General features: G+C 59.6%; 20 protein-coding genes and 2 pseudogenes. 9 read left to right on the forward strand and 13 right to left on the reverse strand.

Annotation, left to right across the window (positions count from 1 at the left end; genetic code table 11):
* Window positions 1-18 precede the first annotated feature (18 nt).
* The 3 genes from JN302_RS33300 to JN302_RS33310 all read right to left on the reverse strand — a co-directional run bounded on the left by JN302_RS33300 (window position 19) and on the right by JN302_RS33310 (window position 4,109).
* Entirely contained in the window at window positions 19-1,770 is a 1,752-nt protein-coding gene (locus JN302_RS33300; protein WP_342215890.1) for an ABC transporter permease subunit, read from the reverse strand.
* Window positions 1,771-1,820: 50 nt separating this feature from the next.
* Complete coding sequence (locus JN302_RS33305; protein WP_202334534.1) at window positions 1,821-2,819, reverse strand: ABC transporter ATP-binding protein; 999 nt, start codon at window positions 2,817-2,819, stop codon at window positions 1,821-1,823.
* A 189-nt stretch (window positions 2,820-3,008) separates the two neighbouring features.
* On the reverse strand, window positions 3,009-4,109 hold the full coding sequence (locus tag JN302_RS33310) for an ABC transporter substrate-binding protein (RefSeq protein ID WP_202330465.1): 1,101 nt from the start codon (window positions 4,107-4,109) through the stop codon (window positions 3,009-3,011).
* 248 nt (window positions 4,110-4,357) lie between these two features.
* Between JN302_RS33310 and JN302_RS33315 the strand changes: the two genes are divergently transcribed.
* Genes JN302_RS33315 through JN302_RS39415 form a run of 4 tightly spaced genes read left to right on the forward strand, consistent with a single transcriptional unit; the run spans window position 4,358 to window position 5,520 of the window.
* Window positions 4,358-4,810: a transposase gene (locus JN302_RS33315; protein ID WP_202330466.1), complete on the forward strand. Its 453-nt coding sequence runs from the start codon at window positions 4,358-4,360 to the stop codon at window positions 4,808-4,810.
* A gap of 25 nt (window positions 4,811-4,835) precedes the next feature.
* Entirely contained in the window at window positions 4,836-5,120 is a 285-nt protein-coding gene (locus tag JN302_RS39405) for a hypothetical protein (RefSeq protein ID WP_244846083.1), read from the forward strand.
* Window positions 5,121-5,152: 32 nt separating this feature from the next.
* The gene (locus JN302_RS39410) at window positions 5,153-5,380 is read left to right on the forward strand and encodes a hypothetical protein (RefSeq protein ID WP_244846084.1); all 228 of its coding nucleotides are present in this window, start codon (window positions 5,153-5,155) and stop codon (window positions 5,378-5,380) included.
* A complete protein-coding gene (locus tag JN302_RS39415; protein WP_244846085.1) occupies window positions 5,377-5,520 on the forward strand; it encodes an IS66 family transposase in 144 nt (47 codons plus the stop codon). The genes JN302_RS39410 and JN302_RS39415 overlap by 4 nt, the downstream gene beginning before the upstream one ends.
* Here the strand turns inward: JN302_RS39415 and JN302_RS33325 are convergent.
* Window positions 5,504-5,656 carry a hypothetical protein gene (locus JN302_RS33325; protein ID WP_202330467.1) on the reverse strand — a complete coding sequence of 51 codons (153 nt, stop codon included), beginning with the start codon at window positions 5,654-5,656 and terminating at the stop codon, window positions 5,504-5,506. The genes JN302_RS39415 and JN302_RS33325 overlap by 17 nt on opposite strands.
* Window positions 5,657-6,060: 404 nt before the next feature.
* Between JN302_RS33325 and JN302_RS33330 the strand changes: the two genes are divergently transcribed.
* Complete coding sequence (locus JN302_RS33330) at window positions 6,061-6,609, forward strand: GNAT family N-acetyltransferase (protein WP_202330468.1); 549 nt, start codon at window positions 6,061-6,063, stop codon at window positions 6,607-6,609.
* 482 nt (window positions 6,610-7,091) lie between these two features.
* Here JN302_RS33330 and JN302_RS39420 read toward each other — a convergent pair whose 3' ends face one another.
* Window positions 7,092-7,352 (reverse strand): reverse transcriptase domain-containing protein, encoded by a 261-nt coding sequence (locus tag JN302_RS39420; RefSeq protein ID WP_244846733.1) that lies wholly within the window; start codon window positions 7,350-7,352, stop codon window positions 7,092-7,094.
* Window positions 7,353-7,888: 536 nt separating this feature from the next.
* A complete protein-coding gene (locus JN302_RS33340; RefSeq protein ID WP_202330469.1) occupies window positions 7,889-9,403 on the reverse strand; it encodes an ISNCY family transposase in 1,515 nt (504 codons plus the stop codon).
* A 1,218-nt stretch (window positions 9,404-10,621) separates the two neighbouring features.
* Between JN302_RS33340 and JN302_RS33345 the strand changes: the two are divergent.
* A pseudogene (locus JN302_RS33345) lies at window positions 10,622-11,074 on the forward strand (ATP-binding protein); the annotation flags it as partial.
* A gap of 324 nt (window positions 11,075-11,398) precedes the next feature.
* Here JN302_RS33345 and JN302_RS33350 read toward each other — a convergent pair.
* From JN302_RS33350 to JN302_RS33380, 7 genes and pseudogenes are all read right to left on the reverse strand, one after another.
* A complete protein-coding gene (locus tag JN302_RS33350) occupies window positions 11,399-12,574 on the reverse strand; it encodes a M24 family metallopeptidase (RefSeq protein ID WP_202330470.1) in 1,176 nt (391 codons plus the stop codon).
* A gap of 476 nt (window positions 12,575-13,050) precedes the next feature.
* A complete protein-coding gene (locus JN302_RS33355; RefSeq protein WP_202330471.1) occupies window positions 13,051-14,346 on the reverse strand; it encodes an ATP-grasp domain-containing protein in 1,296 nt (431 codons plus the stop codon).
* Between the two features lie 568 nt (window positions 14,347-14,914).
* Window positions 14,915-15,250, reverse strand: a complete 336-nt coding sequence (locus JN302_RS33360; protein ID WP_202330472.1) for a hypothetical protein — start codon at window positions 15,248-15,250, stop codon at window positions 14,915-14,917.
* Window positions 15,251-15,626: 376 nt separating this feature from the next.
* A complete protein-coding gene (gene istB / locus JN302_RS33365) occupies window positions 15,627-16,508 on the reverse strand; it encodes an IS21-like element helper ATPase IstB (RefSeq protein ID WP_202330473.1) in 882 nt (293 codons plus the stop codon).
* On the reverse strand, window positions 16,505-16,978 hold the full coding sequence (locus JN302_RS40070) for a Mu transposase domain-containing protein (protein ID WP_446720692.1): 474 nt from the start codon (window positions 16,976-16,978) through the stop codon (window positions 16,505-16,507). The genes istB (JN302_RS33365) and JN302_RS40070 overlap by 4 nt, the downstream gene beginning before the upstream one ends.
* 39 nt (window positions 16,979-17,017) lie before the next feature.
* Complete coding sequence (gene istB / locus JN302_RS33375; RefSeq protein ID WP_202330474.1) at window positions 17,018-17,758, reverse strand: IS21-like element helper ATPase IstB; 741 nt, start codon at window positions 17,756-17,758, stop codon at window positions 17,018-17,020.
* Between the two features lie 10 nt (window positions 17,759-17,768).
* Window positions 17,769-18,677, reverse strand: a pseudogene (locus JN302_RS33380) (Mu transposase domain-containing protein); the annotation flags it as partial.
* A 142-nt stretch (window positions 18,678-18,819) separates the two neighbouring features.
* Here JN302_RS33380 and JN302_RS33385 point away from each other — a divergent pair.
* From JN302_RS33385 to JN302_RS33395, 3 genes are read left to right on the forward strand one after another with little or no spacing between them, the layout of a single operon-like run.
* A complete protein-coding gene (locus JN302_RS33385; protein ID WP_202330475.1) occupies window positions 18,820-20,082 on the forward strand; it encodes a tyrosine-type recombinase/integrase in 1,263 nt (420 codons plus the stop codon).
* Complete coding sequence (locus JN302_RS33390; protein WP_202330476.1) at window positions 20,079-21,068, forward strand: tyrosine-type recombinase/integrase; 990 nt, start codon at window positions 20,079-20,081, stop codon at window positions 21,066-21,068. The genes JN302_RS33385 and JN302_RS33390 overlap by 4 nt, the downstream gene beginning before the upstream one ends.
* Entirely contained in the window at window positions 21,065-22,069 is a 1,005-nt protein-coding gene (locus tag JN302_RS33395) for a tyrosine-type recombinase/integrase (RefSeq protein ID WP_244846087.1), read from the forward strand. Before JN302_RS33390 ends, JN302_RS33395 begins: the two co-directional genes overlap by 4 nt.
* The last annotated feature ends 59 nt before the right edge of the window (window positions 22,070-22,128 follow it).

The raw sequence follows: 22,128 nt of genomic DNA on the forward strand, positions 1-22,128 counted from the left end.
TCGACGTGCAGTCTGTTCTCAAACCGAGGGATCCGACAGTGTACGCAAAGCCTTGGGGGCCGACCGCCAACCCATGAAGTAGAGTACGACAAGGCAGATCACGGGCACAAGCATTAGCAAAGACGCCACCGCGGCAATAGTCGGGTCGATCTGATGGCGGATATCCTCGTACATCTTCAGAGGCAGCGTGCGGATCGAGAGCCCAGCTATCAGCGACGTAATAACGACTTCATCGAAGGAGGCGAGGAACGCGAACACGGCGCCGCCGAATATGCCCGGTCGGATCAAGGGCAGGGTCACACGCATAAAAGTCCGTACCGGCCCTGCGCGCATGCTCATCGCCGCCTGCTCCAGCCGTGGGTCGAAATTCGCCAGCGTAGCGGAGACAATCACGACGACGTAGCCAATGGCAACGATGCTATGCGCCAGGACGATGCCAGACATCGAGCCAAGTAGCCCGAATTTGACCAACCCGAGATAGGTCGCGATGGCGACTACGATGGCGGGAAACGTGATCGGCGTCAGGATCGCCATGGTTAGGGAACTGCGCAGCCACGGCAGCGTCCGGTTGAGGCCGTACGCCGCCAGTGTGCCCACGACAGTCGAAACGGTGGCAACGACGACACCGATCTGAAGCGTGGTCGAAGTGGCGTTGTACCAGGACGGGTCGCTGAAGAACGCGCGGTACCACTGCAGCGAGAGACCCGAAGGCGGAAATTGCAAAAGCTGCCCCGGGCTGAATGACATGATGAGAACGAGAAGCTCAGGAAAGAGCAAGTAGAACATGACGAGCATGAGAAACACCGTGCCGATCATTTCCGACCAGCGGATGTGGCCCCCGCCCCGGTATAGCTGTGCCGTCCAGCCCTTTGCCCGTCGAAGAGTGAGAAGTTCGCTCAGGTAGCGTTTTAGTGGGCCAAATGACAGTAGCCGACTTAGCCAGGACCTCCTCGCTGGTTGCGCAGTGCGGCTCTGCGTACCGGAAAGATCGAGACCAATCATGAAAAGCACGGCAAAGGCTATGGCCAGCAGAATAAAGGCCGCGGCGGCGACCCGCCCCATGTCAAAGAAGGTCCGGACCTGCGACGCGATGAAGGTCGAAAGCATGGCGTCTCCCAAACCGCCGAGTGCGGCCGGCGTGATGTAGAAGCCAAGGCAGATCACAAAGACCAATAGGGATCCGCTGCGCACGCCGGGCATGCTGAGCGGAAAAAAAACGCGCCAAAATGCGGTGAATGGCCGCGCGCCCATGCTTGGCGCAGCGGTCATCAAGGACTTGTCGATACTCATCATGACACTGACTAGAGGCAGGATCATCATGGGAAGCATGATGTGTACCATACCGATATAGACGGCCGTTCGGTTATAGATTAGCAACATCGGACTAGAGATAAGCCCGAGGTCGAGCAACAGATTGTTGATTAGGCCGCGATCGCCAAGAATCACAATCCATGCATAGGTCCGCACTAACCCACTGGTCAGATAGGGGACGATGACGAGCACGATGAGCGCCATGCGCGCGCGCTTCGGAGCGGCCACGATCAGATAGGCCGTGGGATAGCCGATGAGGAGGCAAATTCCCGTAGCGACTGCACTAATCTCGATCGTCTGGTAAAGCACGCGGACATTCGCCGGCTGGCCGAAAAACGCGTGATAATTGGCGAGCGAGAAACCTGGCGCATCGAGGCTAGTCAGGAACAGCAGGATGATCGGCATGCCGAAGACAGCCAGCAGAACGGCGATGGCAGGCACAGTGAGCAAGATGGGCATTCGGCCCAGGATCTTAAGTATATGCATTCGCGTTCCCCTCTCTCGGCGCCTCATGCAGTGACGAAGCGAACGTCGGACCGCAGCCAGTCGAGGCGCACCTCATCGCCAGGCTGAAAAATCTGCTGTCCCGAAGCTACGTGCTCGCGCGTAATGAGCATGATGCTGCCGACGCGCACGTGGTATTTCCGCAACGCGCCGGCATAGATCATGCCTTCGACGGTACCGATGATGGACTGCCTTTGGTCCGCATCGGCGCGCTTCGGGGCCGTACGGGCGGCCACGCAGACACGCTCCGGCCGGAGCATCGCGAGAGTGCCGGACGGCGGCGTGCCATCGTGTTCGACCTTGAACTCGGGGCATTCAAGGATATTGGCTTCCCCCAGAAAATTCGCCACGAACCGCGTAGCGGGCCGGTCGTATAGCGACTCCGGTGTGTCGGTCTGCTCAATTTGCCCCCCGCGCATGACGACGATACGATCCGACAGTGTGAGCGCCTCCTCCTGATCGTGCGTGACACATATGGTGGTTTTGCCAAACTCCCGGTGCAGGCTCTTGAGCTCGCCTTGCATCTCCTCGCGAAGGTTGCGATCAAGGGCGCCCAGCGGCTCATCGAGCAGCAGGAACGGTGGGTCGGCGATCAGCGCTCGAGCGAGCGCCACGCGCTGCTGCTGGCCACCGCTCAATTGCGACGGCATGCGGTGGCCAAAATCCTCGAGGTGCACTCGCTTAAGCATGCGAACGACGTGGTTTGTCCTCTCGGCAGCCTTCATGCCGCGCATTTCAAGCGGAAATTCCAGGTTGGCGCCCACCGTGAGGTGCGGAAACAGCGCATAGCTCTGAAACACGATGCCCTGGTCGCGCCGGTACGACGGGACTGAGGCGACCGACTTCCCAGCAATGCGGATGTCCCCCTTACTGGGCGCTACAAACCCAGCGAGCAGCATCAGTGCTGTGGTCTTCCCCGACCCGCTTGGTCCGAGTATGGTCAGGAACTCGCCGCGACGAACTCGAAGTGATAGATCTTTGACAGCAGCAATCGAACCGTACATCTTGGTGACACTGCAGAATTCTAACTGCGCAGGAACTGCATCTTTCTCCAATGCTTGATCCTCGGCGGTTGCCAGAGTGGCGCCTTCGAGATGCAAAGTCACAAATCCTCCAATACGATCGGACTGAGGGCGCCAGACGCACCGCCTCCTAGTCGCGTGGGTGCCCACGATGGGGCTTCATCCAGGTGATTATTGAAGAATCCACTCGTTCCACCGCTGGATCAGCCGCTCTATGTTTGATTTGCCGTCCGCCCCCACCTCAGCGTACCATTTGGCATCCGATACAATGCTAGATGCCAGATATTCAGGGTGGCTGGCGAGCTTTCGCCCGAGATCATCCGGTATCAGCTTGAACGCATTTCCGTTCGCTGGACCATAAGGAATAAGCTGTGCAAACGCGGCCTGCCTATCAGCCCGGGTGATGAACTCGATGAATTTCTGCGCGTTCTGTAAATTCGGGCAGCTCTTCGGAATACCCCAGCTTTCCCATGACAGCACTGACTGGTTTCGATTGATCTCTAGCGGCGCACCCTGGTCTATTAGTAGAGCCGCCCGGCCGTCGTAGGTCTCCGCCAAATCGACCGCTCTGTCGTGCATCATCTGCTGGATCTCGGATCCGGTCATCCACCACTTGCGTACATGCGGCTTGATCTTGTCCAGGCTGGCGAAAACTCGGTCGATATCCAAAGGAAAGATGGCGTCAGCAGGCACACCATCCGCCAATAGAGCCGGAACCCACGGACCACCACCCTCCGCGCCGGACGCCAACGTGCGAACTCCAGGATACTTTTGGACATCCCAAAACTCTGTCCAATTTGATGGGCGCGGCTTATTGGCCGGGAATTTTTCGGTATCGTAGACCATGCATTTCGCGTAAACAATTGAACCCACACTATACGGCGTTCTGGTGAAGTCCAGCATGGCATCTAGATTGTCCTTCTTGTAGATTGAGTAATCAATCTTTTCGAGGAAACCTGTCTCAGGAGCTCGAACATCCGTGAATGGTTGCACTGGAACCACATCGACCGAAACACTGTTGGTCGACACCATCAGCTGAAGCTGGGCCTCGGGAACCTCGTCGGTGATAGGCGTCACTTTGATGCCTGTCTCGGCTTCGAATGGTTTTACAAAGGCTTCAATACACGCCTTTCCGTATTCCCCACCATTCAGCGCAACCTTCAGCTCGCCCGCGGACTGCGCAACAGCGCGCGGGATTTCAGAAGACACGGCACCCACGGCCGCAGCCGATGCCGCTTGCATAAAACGTCTGCGGTTCATTGACAGAGTCATTTACTTGTTCTCCCTCATTGTTCCCGCCACTGGACAGGAATCGCTTTTTTTTCGAAATCGCGCGTACGACGTTGCGTTAAACAAGCAGCGCCGATCGATTAGACTTATCCAATAGTCGATGCTATTAAGCGACGGCTCCAACACTGGATCCTGGGTTGTGCAGTGCGGCAGTCAAACTGTTGGCTACGGAGCATGTAAGCGCCCGGCCGTGCCTCGCGCATGTAGCCGAAAATCCTCCCATCCCATCTATGGTCGCCCACAAGCCCGGGCACCCACGAATTGCCGCGTTCAGCGATCATGCAACAGAGTATCAAACGCGCGACGGCTTCGGTCAAATACAGTTTGAATATGTCTGTCATCTGCAAGAGAGATGGAACCGTCCCAGCAAGCCGCTGGCGTTTTGCTATGAGGCCGGCCCGTGCGGTTATGGCGTTTATCGCCAACTCACCAGCCTGGGCCATCGGTGCGACGTGGCGGCGCCATCGCTGATTCCGCGGAAGCCTGGCGATCGGGTGAAGACAAACCGTCGCGACACCACCATGCTCGCCCGCCTCAATCGGGCCGGAGAGTTGACCCCCGTCTGGGTGCCCGATACCGATCACGAAGCCATGGGCGACCTGATCCGGCTGCGCAGCGTCGTGCGCCAGGTGGTGACGGGCGCGCCAACATCTTCAAGGATTTCTGCTGCGCTACGGGCATAAGCACGAGCGTGGGACGGCCTGGCGAATGGCTTACCGGCGATGGCTTTCGACCCTGGCCTTCGAACATCCCGCTCAGCAGATCGCATTTCAGGACTACGTCGATGCCGTCATGGACGGTGCTCGATCCCGGGCGAGGACAAACCAAAAAGGGCTACTTCTGGGCGATCGCCTCGGTGACCGGCGTCATGGCGGCGTCAGTCCGCCGATCGTGCTGTTCAGATATGCGGCGGGCGCAGCGGGCGCCTTTGCCGAACAGTTCCTGCGAGGCTTCAAGGGCGATTCCTGCAATGCGACGGCTACATGGCTATGATTTGCTGACCCGCATTCAGCGCGCCGAGGTCCGTGGACGCTCGTGCACTGCTGGAGCCATCTGCGCCGACGGTTCGTGAAGCAGTTAAGAAACACAACATTCCGATTGCCGAGGCCGCCGTCCGTCAGATCGCCGCGCGCTATGCCCTCGAGGCGACGGTGCGCGGCGCACCGCCGCAGATCCGGCTCGACGCGCGCACAGAACATTCGGCGCCGATTATCACGGCCCTGAAGCCTGGTTCGAGAAGCAGCTGTCGATGATCTCTTCCGCTTCCCAACTGGCCACTGATATCCGTTGCTACGAGCTCGCTTACCGGGAGAGCCTGACCACGTTCCTGGAGGACGGTCGCCTGGAGCTGGACACCAACTCGGTCGAAAACGCCATCAGGCGGTGGCCCTGACAAGAAAAAATGCGCTGTTTGCGGCGCATGAGGTTGGGGCCGAAAATTGGGCGCTGCTGGCCTCCATCGTGGCGACCTGCAAATGGGCGACGTCAATCAGGTCGCCTACATTGCCCAATCGCTGCAGGCGGATCATCGATGGCCATCCTCAAAGCCGAACCGAGCAGCTCATGCCCTGGAACTTCCCGAAAGTGTCAAGCCAAGACGCATTGGGGATCGGCAATGCGCTTACGCCAATGCCCTCAAAGGATGGGCATTCCATAACAAAAGATAAACTGCACATAACTCAAATTCACACTACGTGCCGCGTTGACGCGATAGAGTTTCGGCGATGCCGATCGAGGACGGCGCCCTGAGCCCCAACCCTGCGAACTGCAGCTTTGTGCACACGTGCACGAGTGACAACATCCAGCAAAAGGCTCCGGAGCTGAGACTATGAACGCCTGCCGAGTCCGACCAGTTTTATTTGGTCACGTAGATGAATTTCCCCAAAGCGGTCAAGAAGGGGCATGCGCTTTGCCGACATCGGAAAGCTGACCGATGAGACTGACGACCGAACGTCTCATATTGCGTCCCTGGGAGCACAAAGACCGGAGCCCGATGGCGCGAATTTACGGCAGTGCGCACGTCATGCGTTTCCATTCCAAAGTGCTCACCGTCGAGGAAGCTAACGTCAAGATTGACCGTGCGATCGAGCTTGTCCGGACGGACGGGTTTCATTTTCAGGCGGCAGAGCTGAAGGGTAGCGGCGAGCTTATCGGTATGATTGGACTCGGCGTCCTCTCAGAGGCGGTGCAGGCGGCAAATCCCAGTCATCGGATCGTCGAAATCGGCTGGCTTCTCGCAAAGGAGCATCGGGGCAAAGGGCTAGCGCCCGAAGGTGCGCGCGCGTGGCTTGACTACGCCTGGTCAATCAATCTACCAGAGGTCGTAGCCATCACAGCCAAGGCTAACGCGCCAAGCCGAAGGGTCATGCAGAAGATCGGCATGATCTATGATCCCGGAGGCGGTTGCGAGAACCCCAAGTTCCCCGAGGGCCATTGGTTGCGTCCAAATGTGGTCTACAGGAAGCGGAATCCGACATTGTAAGCATTGCAATCTATGATTGTGGCGAGTAGCTCAGCCATTCGGCTTTCGACCGGGTCACCGGAGGCGGTCGCCCACCCCCGGTTCCCACAGAACGTGGCGTGCGGAGCTACCGCACCACGCTTTCGGCCGTTGCTTCACAGCACCGCAAGTGCCCGCAGCCCCCAGTATGGGAGCGCAGTTTCGGATACAGTAGCGGGGTCCGTTCTTTGAGCTGGTGGAAGGCGTCCCAGTCGAGGCGACCGCAGTTACGGCTGCGACTGCACAGCATCTTGCGCCAGTAACGCTCAGTGACCCGATACACCTTTGTCAGCGACCGGATATTTCCGGCAACACCATAGTAGGCATAGTGGCGCCGCAGGGCAGCGTTTATCGCTCTGACCTGATCACTAATCCCGGGATGCCGTATTTGTCGCATCAACTCCTGCAACGACGACACGCTCCGAGACTTCTCACCGTGCGCATGCCAACCTTGAAGTTACCCTTCAAAGGTCGAGCACATAATGCAGATAAACGTTGCTCAGTAAAACGCTGATCGATCCGCCTTGTGGAGTTCCTTCGTCGCTCGGATGGACCGCTCCGTCTTCCAGTACGCCCGCTTTCAACCAGCGCCGGACCAAGCTGATCAGGCGTGGATCCCCGACTCGGTGTTCGACAAATCGGAGCATCCATTCATGGGAAAGGCTCCCGAAGAAGTTCTTCAAGTCCGCCTCCAGCACCCAACCCGTCAGGCCGCCGGCGATCACCTCATTCAAGGTCTGCCAGAGCGTGATGGGCGCTAAGCTGCGGCCTGCCGCCGAACGAGCAGGGCAAGAAGTCCTCCTCGTAAGTCGCCGACAGCACCTCAGCCGTACTGCGCTGAAGCGCCCGGTCCGAAACGGTTGGCACCCCAAGCGGGCGCTTCTCCGTCTTGCCGGGCTTGGGGATGTAAACTCGCCGTACTACCGGCGCCCGATATCCCTGGCGGTGAATGGATTGGAGCATCGGCTCTATCCACTCTCCAAAGCTCTCCTTCGCCGCCTTCACCGTCTGACCATCTACTCCGGCGGCCGAGCGCTGCGGAATCCTGAACAGAATCCTCTGCACCCGTTCGCGCGTGATATGATGGGCAAGCTATAGCGCGACGATCAGGATGAGACGCCGTATTGCCTCACGTAACGATGCTCCCTGAGGCTCGAATGTTGCCTCATCCATTTTGCTCCCGGCTTGGGTGAAGGAGGCCCGGCGCGGAGATGGCCGGGGTTTCGGAGCGTCGGGCCTCCTTGGCGAGCGCCAGGAAGCCTCAGTTTGGCCTTGCGATCTCCGGGATCGGTGGCCCGTTGTTTAAGGGGCCAAACAGCAGCGCGTCCGCCTGTTCGCTGCGCCAGACCTTCAGCCGACGCTGAAGTGTTCGAAGCAGTTTGTTCGGGTAATCGCCGGGATACTCGGCCTGCAGTCGTGACAGAAGTTCGCTGCCGGTTCGCCATGGTTCGGCTTCGAACCAATTTCGCAAGTCGGCAGTTGCCTTGACGAGAGGGTCAGGACGCCGCCGCCCTCTTTTGGCCTTCACAATCGGGCGATCCGTCGGCCGGATAGCTCCGTCCTTCCAAGCTGTCCGCAAACTCGCCAGGAAAAGGTCGATTGGTTGAGCTGTGCCGTCAGGGCGGATGGCCTGCGAAGTATCGGCAAGCGCAGCGAGTCGCTCCTGCACGGCGCGGATATCGCGCAATAGCAGGACAGGATCGAGCCCGGCGTAGATTTCCTGCAGACGGGAGCGGACTGCATCGGAGGTGCGAGCGTCGGCAACCAGACGCTGATGCGGCGTAGCTGGCGGACTATACGTCTTGCGCATACGTGCGCCGTCGCGCTGCTTCGCGATCAACTTGAACGATGGCTGAAAGAAGTTCACGAACAGCCGCGCTGACCGGTAGAGCTTCGCTAGCAGCGTGGCGGCCTCCAGCCCCTCGAACCGACGATATCCGACCATCCTACGCACCACGGCGCCATTCTTCTGCTCAACAAAGGCCTGGTCATTCTTGCGGTAGGGGCGGCAGCGCGTGAAGACGATGTTGGCGGCGTCGCAATAGGCCTTCAGCGTCTCGTTCATGAAAACGGTGTCGTTGTCCGTATCTAGGCCCAGAAGCGCGAAGGGCAGTTGCTTGCGCAATTCAGTGAGCACCGTGCTCAACAGTGTCTGTTCGCGAACCAGCAGGGGCGCACATTCCGTCCAGCCGGTCGCGATGTCGGTGAGCACGAACGTTTGGATGAAGCTGCCGCGAGTCGAAGGGCCGCTATGGGCCACGAGGTCCGCCTCAACGAAGCCTGGCGCAGGATCGTCCCAATCCGCCGACGTTCTAATGGGAATGCTCCGTCGCAGGGCGTGCGCCGCGGGCCGTCGTCGGGGACGTCCCAGGCCTTCTCGGATCGGTCGCAGCGTCCTGTCGATCGTGGCCGCGCTCATCGCCAGCAATTTGCCCCGGATTTCCAGCGCTGGGTCAAAATGACCGTGCCGTTCCATTGCCTCGATAAGGACGGGCAGCAACGCTTTCAGCCGCTTGCCGCAGACGCGGTCAGACGCCTCCCAGAGCAATATGAGCGCATTGCGTTCCGCTTCATCATAAATTCGCGGCCGCGCTCGCCGGCCTGAAAACGGCCCTTCACGGCGTCGTAGCAGCCGCATCGCGTGCTTGCGGTGAAAGCCCGTGATGACGACGAACTCATCCAAAATTCTCGCCTTCTCCGCTCGCGTCGAAGCACGATAGCGCTCTGAAACCGCCGTCGTCAGTTCTTTCCTTGTCGCCATGCTCAGCCGTCCCATCGTCGCCCCTGCTCATACCCCTCGGTAGGGAGCAACTTATGTGAGGCAACGGTTGAATATTCGGGAACAATTCAGGCGAGGCAATGCGAGTCTCACCTTGATTGTCGCCGCGCAGCAAGCGACGTAAAGCGGAGTTTCGGCTCACACCGAGCTTTCGCTGCTAACGTTCAAATTCTGATTCCATGCTCAGCTAATCTTCCCTTTGCATGAAAGGCCGTGTCTCCCGTTGAATGGAGCCCATGTTGCCCAAGAACATTTTTACCGCCGCTGACCGCTTCCCCCCCCCATGTGGCCGGCCCTCCCGTCCTCGGAGTACTATCAGTCGGTCTGACTTCCACCCGGTCATCAGCCTCTTCTCACCTCATCGGCTTGGCAGGTCCTGCAAGCTTGCGCTTGAACCGGATGGATCTCCCTCGTTCACGTCAAATCCTTCGATTGCATGCTGGCGGTACGAACCCCGGGAGCACCTCATACCACTCGCAATGACGCGGCATGCGATTCCGCCTTCCCCTTTGAGGGAAAGGGTCGGCTACTCCGATCTCGATCGATTTCGGGGCTATCTATCCGTTCACGTATGTTTCGGCCTACAACCTCCCTGTTTACGCTTCGCAGCGGCCGTGACCGGACGCCACGCAAAACTCGGTACGCGGCTGCTCGCTAGGCTTTACCGCGGCCGTCATCTCCGACGGCAGACTTCAACGCACTTGCAAGGCGCAACCCTCACAGATCCGGGCGGGCGGATTCCCCCCAACCGGCGAGAGTAACCCGCGTCATATCCGTGCCTGCGCCCAAGTGCGAGTGATGCGCGGAGTGGGCAGGCGGAGGCGTGCCGTCAGGGTCTCGAACTCCGGCCAGGCCATGCGCCGACTCTTCTGGCTTCGCCGTCTCAGACAGCGCAGCCACGTCCGACGCACTTCCCGGTAGAACCCGTTGAGCGAAGGGTAGTTGTGCGGCCTGCCGTAGTGTCCACGCAGAACGGCGGCGAACCACTCGTGCTGCGTGGCCAGTGGCGCGTGCATGAACCGCCAAGCCTCCTTGCGCAACGCCGTCAGCTTACGCGTCAGGCGTTTCCCTTCCGTTTTGTGCTTCACAATGAACCGGCCGTCCCGGGTCCGCCCACAATAGGGGATGAAGCCCAGAATGGCGAAGGTCTCGGGCTGCCGCTCGCCATGCTGCTGCCGGGAGAGGGCCGCGAACCGGCCAAACTCGATCAGCCGCGTCTACTTCTCCACGCTCGCAGACATTATCGCCTCGCTGGCCAAGGCCGAGCGCGAGGGGTAGTTGCGCGAGCGTATCCGCTATCTATGCCGCGCAACCCTGCTGGTCGTCGACGAAATCGGCTATCTCCCGATCGTGCCCGCCTGCGGCAATCTCTTCTTCCAGCTCGTCAATGCCCGTTACGAGAAGGGTGCCATGATACTCACCTCCAATCGCGGCTTTGCGGAATAGGACGAAGTTTTTGGTGATGCTGTTGTCGCAACAGCATTGCTCGACAGACTTTTTCACCATGCCGTCGTCGTGCAGATCGAAGGATCGAGCTATCGATTGCGCCAGCACGCTGATCTTGCTCCCGAGCATGTTCGCTCCAAAGCGCTTGTCAATCCGCCGCCACTGCCGAAAAAGCGTGGCCGCCCAGCAGGACTGAAATCGACCGATCAAGACGCCGGCTGATCACCGAAACCTTCACCCGCCAGATAGGGAAAATTGATGCTCACTTTTGCGGAAACTTCGGTGCCCATTGACAGCCTTGAAACGCTCGCCCGTATCACACAGACAATCCCACCATCAGGTTGCCCGCAGTGGCAGCCTGATCAGCCTCGGACCTCTCCAAAGGTAGGCGCTCCTACACCATGCAACGGGACATGACCAACGGGATCCGCCTTGGAGCCTTGCGCCGGGCTCCCGTGGGCAAAATAGCTCAGGCTGATGCCTACCAGCCGGCACCGCGGCCGCCCATATAATCCATCCTTCGCCTTTGATGCGGGTTGCCAAGCGTCATGCGTGATGGAGCGTTGGAGGGGTGTGGCTCAGCAGTTCAGCACCATGCTCTGTCACCAAGACGTGGGCCCCGACCCCAAATAAGTAACCGTTTTCGCTGCACAATATATTTGGCATGTGCAAGGTCATGCCCACGGCTAGGATCTCTTCTGCACATGGCTCCAAACTCAGGTCACCGCGTTCAGCCCAATTAATGCCCGTTTGATATCCGGTACGTTGGCGAAAGACTCCCTGGCGTCCGGATCGCTTCAGCACCTCCCGGCCAGCAGCGTCCATCTCCCCCGCGCTGGTACCCGGCTTAATCGCGGCAACGAGGGCCTCAATGACTTCCTCGGCCAAGGTGTGCAGAGATTCGGTCTCCGGATGGCGGCCAAGTACGGCGCACCGGACCAACCCTGCGGTGTACCCGTGCTTCGATGCGCCGATTTCCAAAAAAGCAGGCTCATTATTTCTAATAGGATGCTGCGTCGGAGCGGCGTGCGGTAACTTCGTCCGCTCCCCAAACAAAATGGTAGCGGGAGCCGGCCCAAATTCGTCACCAGCGTTGCTAGCCTCTGCCTTGATCGCCGCCGCGATGGCCGCAGCCATCTCCAGTTCGGTAACACCTTCGCGTAGCGAGCCCTGGAAGGTTCGCACAGCCAGGTCGGTCATGCGCATAGCGTCGCGCATGCACTCGAGCTCTAGCTCGCCTTTCACCGCCGCTACCGAGGAAACCAGCCGAGTGGCATCAGAGATCTTCAAATCGGGAAGCTGCGCCTGAAGTGCATTGACATCGGCCGGTGCGAGTCCCCAGCAGCCAAGCTCAAAACCGACCCACTTGCTGTGCAGTCCATGCTGGCGAAGGACGTCAGCACAAACCTTGCCAAAATCCTGTTGGTGCGTATAAGTAATTATCTCATCAATGCAACTATACGAACGAACTACCTCCTCGTCGTATTCTCGAACGACATATATCGGTGACCGGCCAGGCCGCAATATTAAAGGAAACGGCGCGAAGTATGCGCCACTTCCATCATATCCGCTGAGATACCGAAGATGGCCATTGGCAGTGACCACAAGTGCATCTAACCTGGCTCTAGTTACCGCCTCCAGCACTTTATGCTGCCGGCGCTCGTACTCTGATCTCGGGAATGGGACACCCGTCAGAGGAATCGCAGAGCGTATATTCGCCATATCTCACCTCAATGATTGCCAGTGTGGTTGGTCGCGCAACAATGCCCACCGGATCGACGTTCGAAACCGTGTAACGTTCCGTGATCTTTGGTTCATTCAACCGTCCTGGTGGTCAATGGCATCAGTGGCTCGCTGTCGCGCTGCCGGCAAATATTGGCTCCCTTCGGCGGGGAGATAGCGCTCTCAGTTGCCTTGCGATTCATGATGCGGTTGCTTAGTGAGGTCAAAACATTTTCTTGATTCTAGCCTAAAACCTACGGATGTTGGGCTTTCTGCGTTGGAATCGACGTTAGCTGAAATTGCGGTACGCGGCCAAGAGCGGACTGAATACGAAGGTCAGGCATAAATTGATTGCTCTCGAACAAGCAATTCGCCTCACCGTCTTCAATAACATAGAGGTGCCTAGAGTGACGAGATAAGTACCATTGTTGACGTACCTCCCTCTTGTGTTCTCATGCACCAATCATCTACGACGATCACCTCTTATTTGGCGCCATCTGCGTTGGTGCGGGGAGGTGGAGGGCTGTAGATTGTTCCTGGTCGCCAAGCGTTAGAAAGGGTGTGATCGACCAACTCATTAAGTCGACGGCGCGCTGAAGAATCGCCGCAGTTTGACCGGGGCTGGGTGAAGCGGCGATGATATGTCCCATGCGGTCTCGATAGTCGGCTTTCCTGAGGATCGGCGTCTTGGGTTCAACATACAATTTGACCTCGGCGACACCTGGTATCGCAACCGCCTGACTGGCGCCCTCGATCCAATCTAGGATGCCGTCGCCCTCAGGAACAAGGAATCGCGCGGCCACAGTCTGCGAATGCCTTCTGCGCAAATCCCACTCCTCGCCGATCACGAGCTTGAGGTGCTCGGCAATGAGATCGACCCCGTAAGCCAGTTGAACCACTCGAGGACCGATCCCACCCGCAAGTCGCGGATTCACCTCAATGACTACTGGCCCACGCTTCGTCCACCGGAATTCGATAGCTGTCGGCCCCCAACCAAGGCCGAGAACTTGCAAACAGCTCAGCGAAACATCGGCGATACGCTTATATTCGTCATCACTCAGAGGGGCCGGAAAGGTCATTTCACGAAATACGAAATGCGGTAAAGGGCCGGAGTCAGCCGCGGCGATCCCAATGACCTCATTTCCCATTATGTCGGCGTAATAGAAGGGACCCTGTGCGAATTCTTCGACAAGGATCCTCGGCGAAGACCGCCATATGTGGTTCCCAGCCAGCAGATAGGCCGTATGTTCGGCCAACTCGTCGGCGTTGCGGCACAATCGGACACCGCAACTGCCGCTGCCAACGGCTGGCTTAACAATCACCGGCAGCCCGATCTCCGCGGCAGCGCTTTCTACGTCTGTGGCATTGGCTGCCAGGCGATAAGCAGGCATTGGAATGCCGGCCGCCGCGAGGAGTTGACGTTGAGTGAATTTGTCGCAGCATTGTTCAATGGACGCCGGGTTCGGTCCTGGCAGATCGAAATGCCGGCAGAGCTTGCCAACTGTCGCATAGATCGACTCGTCGAGGCCCGAAAAGCCAGTAATGCCAGCAATGTCATAGGTCGCACGCAACCGGGAACATTCGCGGATCAGCGCATCGAGATCTTCTGTGTCGACGCGGATGGCCTCAAGGCCTTCCGCCGCAAGATAGCCGTATTGAGCTGGATCGGCCGCCAGGGTAATTGGATGCAGCCCAAGACGCTGGGCTGCTTTCATGTTTGGCAGACCAATAGTCCTGTGGCCTTCAACTAGGATGAGCGCTCTTGTTGCCATTGGGGTCGACCTCCATGTGTGCAGTGCAGCGGCCAGAGCCTAAACAGGCGTCGGTTTGATTTGCGCCCGGCCTCAGACATAGCGTCCATAGCACTGTCAGCGATCCGCGCTCGCAAAGATTCTGTAAAGTTACTTGAAGGGTGTGTTGCAACGCTGATTATCAGGCAGCGGCAGCGTGTTAGGGAGCGCGACTCAACGAATATCCCTCGGTGCGATATTCTAATCGCCAATTGAGTCCGCGGTACTGCTTTGCAAGCGCGGCAGTTGGCTACAATCTCAGCCTGCGCTATCTGACGAGAAGACCATCCTTGCCGAAGAAATCCGCTTTGCGCTGAGCCACCGGCCTGACCTGACAAAATTCCAGACGCCGCCGTATCGAGCTCGACTCTAATGCTATCGCACGTTTGGATCCGTCCGGTCTCGGTGGTCGCAAAGAACATACAAAACGGCGCGCGGTCTTGATCCCGCGGAATTGCCGCCATACTGCAATGGCGCTTCTTGCCGCGCAGCCAGCCCACACCGCATCCAAGCTCCGTTTCGAGCCTATCCTGCCTTGGCACGTCGGTGCTCACGCGTCACCGCAACGCTGGCAGGGTGGATGGCAGGGGCCTCGATGTCGCGCGCCCGCAGCCAGCGCGCCAGCCAAAAGCCGCGCGGCCGCCCCATAAGCGACGGCGATCCGCTTGATCGTCTGCCCGGCCTGGCCGGCTTGGTCGCCCCAGCGCTGCAGCAGCTTCAACAATGACGGCGTGTCGGCATAAACCTTCTTCCGCGGCTGGCGCTTGCAACCCGGAACAAGCGCGGCAATCAGCCATTTCGCTTTGCTCATTTCGATGATGGCGACGATAGTGTTATCCTGTTCAAGAGCGGTAAGGGACCGGCTCGCGTCAAACAAATGCGACATGGACGCTCTCCTTCTGATGGTGGTTTTTACAGCGCCGAAGGATGCCACATCCTCGCCGCTTGCCCCATAGCATCTCAGCTCCAGCTCCCGCCAAAGGCCGCCAAGCATCTGGCGTTCCCGACGGTTATCGGCCCCGCGGATCCTCCGATCCGTCAAGGGTGGCCACCGGGCCATCGCGCAGCGACTTGCCCTTGACGGGGCACGAGCACGGCGGCAGGCTGCGCTGGTCGGAACGTCAGCCGGCGGTTGGTATGCGTTCCTGTCTGGTCCAGCGGAACTGGGTCCCGTCGCTCCAAGCCCCAAGATCGGCCCGACCGCCCTGGAGTGTCAATACCGGGTGAAATTTCCCCAAAAGTGCCGAAGTAAAATTCCCCAATTATGCCGGCCCGGACGGCATGGAGAATTGGGTATTTTTCGGCGGCCGCCCGCGCGGCCGTGATGGTGGAGCGAAGGACGGTGGAGTAATCAGGGCTTTCGAACGGACGTGTTCAGGCATCAATTCGGCATGCTGGCGCAGCCTGTAGCTTGATCCTTCGATCTGAACGACGACGGCATGATGCAAAAGCCTGTCGAGAAGCGCGGTGGCGACCACGGCGTCTCCAAAAACATCTCCCCACTCTGCAAAGCCGCGGTTGGACGTCAGGATCATTGCCCCTTTCTCGTAGCGGGCGTTGACGAGCTGGAAGAACAGATTGCCGCCGCCGGCGATCACCGGGAGATAGCCGATCTCGTCGACGATCAGCAGACTTGGCCTGCAGAAGAAGCGGATGCGTTCTTGCAGCCGTCCCTCGCGCTCGGCCCTGGACAGCACTGCAATGAGATCGGCCAGGGTGCAGAAGTAGACGCTCTTGCCCGCTTTGACAGCTTCGACGCCGAGCGCGATAGCCAGATGGCTTTTGCCAGTTCCTGGCGGCCCGAGGAAATGGGCGGCCTCGTGCCTTTCGACGAAACCCAGTTGCGCGAGCGTGAAGATCCGATCGCGATCGAGGGAGGGCTGGAAAGAGAAATCAAAGCCGGCGAGCGTTTTGATGGTTGCCAGCCGACCCATCCGCAACGCCGTCTTTATACGGCTGTTCTCCCGTAGGGTCAGCTCTTCGGAAAGGAGAATATCGATCGCTTCGAGTGCCGACAGCTCGCCATGCTCCAGGCGGCGGACAATATGGTCGAGTGCTTCAAGGGCACGTGGCATCTTCAGGCCGACCAGGTCATGGCGAATGCGGTCGATCATCGACGGCACGGCATCGAGCGCGGCGCTCATGGGCGGTTCTCCTGTGCCATGGCTCTGGCGACGGCGTCGTAGAAGGCGAGCGGCCGCTGTGTGACCCGGTCTCCGGATCCATGAAGAATGATCTCGTCATTGTTGACGCGCGATCGCGAGCGCGGCGGTGAGCGAAGGGTTCTGTGTCCTGGTTCGACGCGGCGCTGATGGCGACCTTCCAACACCGGATGCACAGCAATCAGCGCACCGTCTTCGAAGATTCGAACCTCATTGGCCAAGGTGTGAACTTCGACGAGCCGCCTTCTGGTGGCGTCGGGCACGCTGTATGCGTTTCCCCCGACACTGACCATGCCCTCTCGGGATATCCTGCGCTCAAGCCGCAGAACCGATCGGAACGGAGCCAGCGGCAAGGGACGCAGATGAAGGCGTGCGGATTCCGACGATGGCGCGCATGTATTCCGATCTGATGCCGCGCAGCGTTCCGATCTGATCGCGCGCAGGTGGAGCACCTGATCGTCGGGGAAGATGTCACTGCATTTGCGGTTCGGTCAAGCGGCAGCGGAGATGATGGATCTGCGCATGGATTCGCCGTTGAGTTCGAGCCGGTGAGCGTTGTGAACGAGGCGGTCGAGGATGGCATCGGCGTAGGTCGGATCTCCGATCAGATCGAACCAGCGGGCCACCGGGAGTTGGCTGGTCACCAGCGTTGAGCGACGCCCGTACCGGTCTTCGAGGATTTCGAGCAGGTGGTGACGGGCATTGCCGTCGAGCGGTTCGAGGCCCCAATCGTCGAGGATAAGGAGATCGACCCTGGCCAGGCTTTTCATGCGCGCGGCGATGCGGCCGTCGCCCTTGGCCAGGGACAGGTCATCGATGAGCCGCGGCAGTCGGGTGTAGAGGACCGAACGGTTGTCACGGCAGGCCTTGTGACCGATGGCGCAGGCCAACCAGCTCTTCCCGACCCCGGCCGGCCCGACGATGGCCAAGCTCTCATGGGCGCCGATCCAGTCGCCCTTGAGCAGCTTGTCGAACAGCCGGCGATCGAGACCGCGCGCAGCACGGTAATCGACATCCTCGGGCACGGCATGGTGGCGTAGCCGCGCATGACGAAGGCGGAGCGCAAGGCGCCGGTCATTACGGTATGTCGCCTCGTGATCGAGCAGCAGGGCAAGCCATTCGGCGTGGCTGAGGTTGTCGGCATCGCTGTTGCTTTCCAATTCGATGAACGCATGGGCCATGCCGGCCAGGCCGAGTTGCCCCAGCAGTTCGAGTGTCGGATGTTTGAGCATTGTAGTCCTTTCAGTTGTAATATCCGGAGCCCCGGATGTTGGTGTGGAAGATCGGCGTGTGGTCCGAGGCTTCGCGCGCCGGAATCTTGTCGAGCCCCTTCTCGAGGATCGATTTGACCGAGGGATAGTTGCGCGCCTGGATCTCCAGCGCGCGCCGCGCGGCCGCTTCCAGGCGTTCGGCGCCGAAGCGCTTCGCTAGCCCGATGATGCCGAGGCATGAACGGTAACCCTGCTCGGGATGCGGCCGATCCTCGATGATCTTTTCAACCAGCAACGACAGCATCGGCCCGATCCGCGCCGCTTCCTCCCGGATCTTCACGGGCGTCCATTCACGGTAGCGCCGATGGCTCGAGGGCATATGTTCGGGGATCGTCGTATGCCGCCCGTTACCGCTGCCACGCATGTGCGCGGCGATGCGTTCGCCATCGAGGAAGATTTCGACGGTGCGTGTGGTAATTCGAGCCTCGACCTCGCGGCGGGCGAAGCGCCAGGGCACCGAGTAATGGTGGTGCTCAATCGCGATGTGATAATCGAGTCCGACTCGGCAACGCTTCCACTCAGCGTGGACCCACCGTTCTGCCGGCAGCGGGTTGAGGTTCGGCGCGTCGATCTCCTCGAACAGCTGGCGCCGCGTTTTGCTGAACTGGCGAAGCACCCGTGTGTCGTTGAGATCGGTGATGCATTCGGCGACCGCCGCGTTCACCTCGGCCAGGCTGTAGAAGATCCGGTTGCGCAAGCGGCCCAGGACCCAGCGTTCGACAATGCCGACACAGGCCTCGACTTTCGCCTTATCGCGTGGCTTCCTCGGTCTTGCCGGGAGCACCGCCGTGCCGTAATGACGCGCCATGTCGGTGTAGCTGCGGTTGACCATCGGATCGAAGTGACACGCCTTAATCACCGCGACCTTCGCGTTGTCCGGGTTTTGTTCCCAGCCCGGTTATGTGGCCTACCGTCGGTAAGGTACTGACGTTAGACATTCCTGTGGGCTAATGACGGCACATCTCTTTGCGGCAGCAACAGAAGCGCATCCTCCGGTTCCCTACTTTGGAATGGAGGTTGCCATGTTGGAACGCTTTTTCGTCAAGCCGCAGACTGTCGATGGGATAATGGGTTGCTGGCTCGGGTCGCAGATTGACCAATATGTCGCGGCGCTTTGTGAGCGGGGTTACGCGGTTCGCAGCATCTACCGACGGGTTCCGATCCTGACGAAGTTTGCAGCGTTCACCGCGGCCCGCAATGTTGATCAGATCGAACAAGCCGAGGCGCTCATCGAGCCATTCATCGACGATTGGCTGTTCACTCATCGCGCCGATCGATCCGCTGATGCGTGTCGACGCGATCGCAACTTCGTCGGGGGCATTGTGCGGCATTTCTTCAGCCAGGTCGTCTCGAAGTCGGATAACACCAGCCGTAGAACAGCTTGGCCGATCCCTTTCGCTACCCAGGTGCCGGGATTCTTTGATTACCTTCACGAAGAGCGGGGCCTGCGCCCGACCTCCATCCATCACTACCGGCACTATCTGCGCGGTTTCGAGCGATATCTCAGGGATGTTGGATGCGAGGTGACCACGCTTTCGTTGCCTGTGGTGACGGGGTTCGTCACGACACAGGCTCAGCACTTCGGGCCCAGATCAATGATCGGTCTTGCAAGCACATTGCGGGTTTTTCTCCGATATGTGCATCGAGAAGGTCTTCTCCAACGCGACATCAGCAAGCTGGTCGAGGTGCCCCAGCATTACAGGTTGGCCGACATTCCCCGATCGATCGGTTGGGATTCCGTCCAGAAGATGCTCGACCAGGTCGATCGCCGCACCGTCGTTGGGCGACGGGATTACGCCATGCTGTTGCTGATGATCACATATGGCCTGCGCGCCCGCGAGGTCGCGATGTTGACGCTCGACGACCTCGATTGGAAGCGCGACCGCCTGCATGTGCGCGAGCGCAAGGCCGAGCATAGCACGACCTATCCGCTGGCGCCCGTCGTCGGCGAGGCGATCGTGGATTATCTCAAGAACGGGCGACCCGAGGTGGCAAGCCGGCTGCTTTTCTGGCGACACCTGGCACCACGATCGCCGCTGACGCAGTCGGCAGTGTCGGCCACGGCCACCAGATATCTGCATAGAGCAGACATTCCCGTATCCCGCCCTGGTTCCCATACGCTCCGACATGCGTGCGTTCAGCGGCTGGTCGATAGTGGCTTTCCGCTCAAGACCATCGGCGATTATGTCGGACATCGCGCAGCTTCGTCGACGATGATCTACGCCAAGGTCCAGGTGGACGGCTTGCGTGAAGTCGCTCTTGGCGACGGGGAGGATCTGCAATGAGCCCCCGTCTTCCCGAGCCTTCAAGTCCGATCGCGCCGCATATCATGGCCTTCGTCTGTCACAAGCGCGCCCTCAACCGGCGCTACGACGTCGAGAATAAGGCATTGCGGATGTTCGACGGCTATCTGAACGCGCAGGACATCAAGACCCTCGCGGAGATCACCCCGGCGCTCCTCGATGCCTTTTTCCTCAGTCGTCCGCGTCTGCGGCCACGAAGCTTCAACCAACTGGTAGGAATCGTCGGCCGGCTGTTCGAGTGGATGGTCGAACACGACGTTATCGATCGCTCCCCCGTCACGATGAAGCCGCGCCGCCGAGGTAATCCAAGACCGCCCTGCATCCTGGATCTGCGGACTGCCCAACAACTCGTCGATCGCGCCGCCGAACTCGCGGATCGGAACAACGCTCCGCTTCGCGGTCCCGCCTATGCCACCATCTTCAGCCTGCTGTTCGGGCTTGGTCTGCGCGTTGGCGAGGTTGCGCGCCTGCGCTGGCGGGATGTCGATCGCAATCGTGACGTCCTCACCATCCGCGAGACGAAGTTTTCCAAGTCGAGGCTCATTCCCATGGGACCGCAACTGGCACAGCGACTCTATGCGTTCATGGCGTTGCGATCGCAGCACCTGGTTTCGGTTGCGGCCGACACACCGCTGTTTTCTTTCATGAAAGATCGGCCTGTGAACCCGGGCACGATCAGCATCATCTTCCGCTCGCTGGCCGATCAGCTGGACATCGCGATCCCGCCAGGAGGAACGCCGGCTCACGTGCATGATCTACGGCACAGCTTTGCGGTCGGGCGACTTCTGCGGTGGTATCGCAACGGTAGCAATCCCACCGACAAGCTGGTCAAGCTGTCGACCTTCATGGGGCACGTGGATCCGGCCTCCACCGCGGTTTATCTCACCGTTACCGCCGATCTCCTGGAAGCCGCCGGTCAGCGCTTCGAACGCTTTGCAGCGCCGCTTTCGCGTGGAGGGCGGCCATGAGGACCGTCGGCAGTCTCGTCTATCAGTTCTTCGAACACCATCTCAAAGCCGAGAAGGGTCTGGCGTCCACCTCGATCCGGAGCTACCGCGACGGGATCCGGGTGTTCCTTCTCTTCCTGGCCAGGGAGAACCGACGCCCGATCAGCAAGCTCAGGCTGAGCGATCTCAGCGCCGACAATGTACGGGCCTTTCTCGCCCATCTTGAAGCTGAGCGCGGCAACAGCATCCGATCACGGAACCACCGGCTCGCAATGCTACACACCTTCTTCGCCTATGCCGGTGGCCAGGAACCGATGGTGCTGCCGGAGGCCGAACGCGTCGCCGCCATCCCGAGGAAGCGCACGCAGCCGGCGGCCACCTATTATCTCGAGCGCGACGAGGTCGAACGGCTCTTCGACGGACTGCCGCGCGACGGGAAGCTGGCCACCCGCGACAAGGCGCTGCTCATGTTCCTGTACAATACTGGCGCCCGCGCAACGGAAGTCATCGGACTGACCGTCGATCAGCTGGTTTTGACCTCCTCGCCGCGGGTGAACCTGCACGGCAAGGGTGATAAGTGGCGGACCTGCCCACTATGGCCAGAGACCGCCCGCCTGCTTGGCGAGATGCTGCGTGACCGACGCCAGCCAGCCACGCCAGCAACTCCGGTATTCCTCAGCAACGTCGGCAAGCCGCTGACGCGATTCGGCCTCTACAAGCTCGTCCGGCGTCATGGTTCGGACATTCGCATCGGCAACGGACACAGGTCCATTTCTCCGCATGTTTGGAGACACACCACGGCCGTGCATCTGCTCGAATCCGGTGTCGACGTGAACGTCATAAGAGGTTGGCTTGGCCACGTCAGCCTGGATACGACCAACCGATATGCCGAGATCAACATCAAGATGAAGCAGGAGGCGCTTGAGGCCTGTCAGGTGCCTTCGACTTCTTCGGTGGGACCTCCCCGAAAGCCAGTCTGGCAGAGCGAGCCAAAACTTCTCGAATGGCTCGCCGGCCTCTGATCGTTATGTGCCTCGATGTCGTTGAGAACGCTTGGATCAACAGGCTGCGGGGCACATAA

This window comes from Mesorhizobium sp. L-8-3 (assembly GCF_016756615.1).
Lineage (GTDB): Bacteria > Pseudomonadota > Alphaproteobacteria > Rhizobiales > Rhizobiaceae.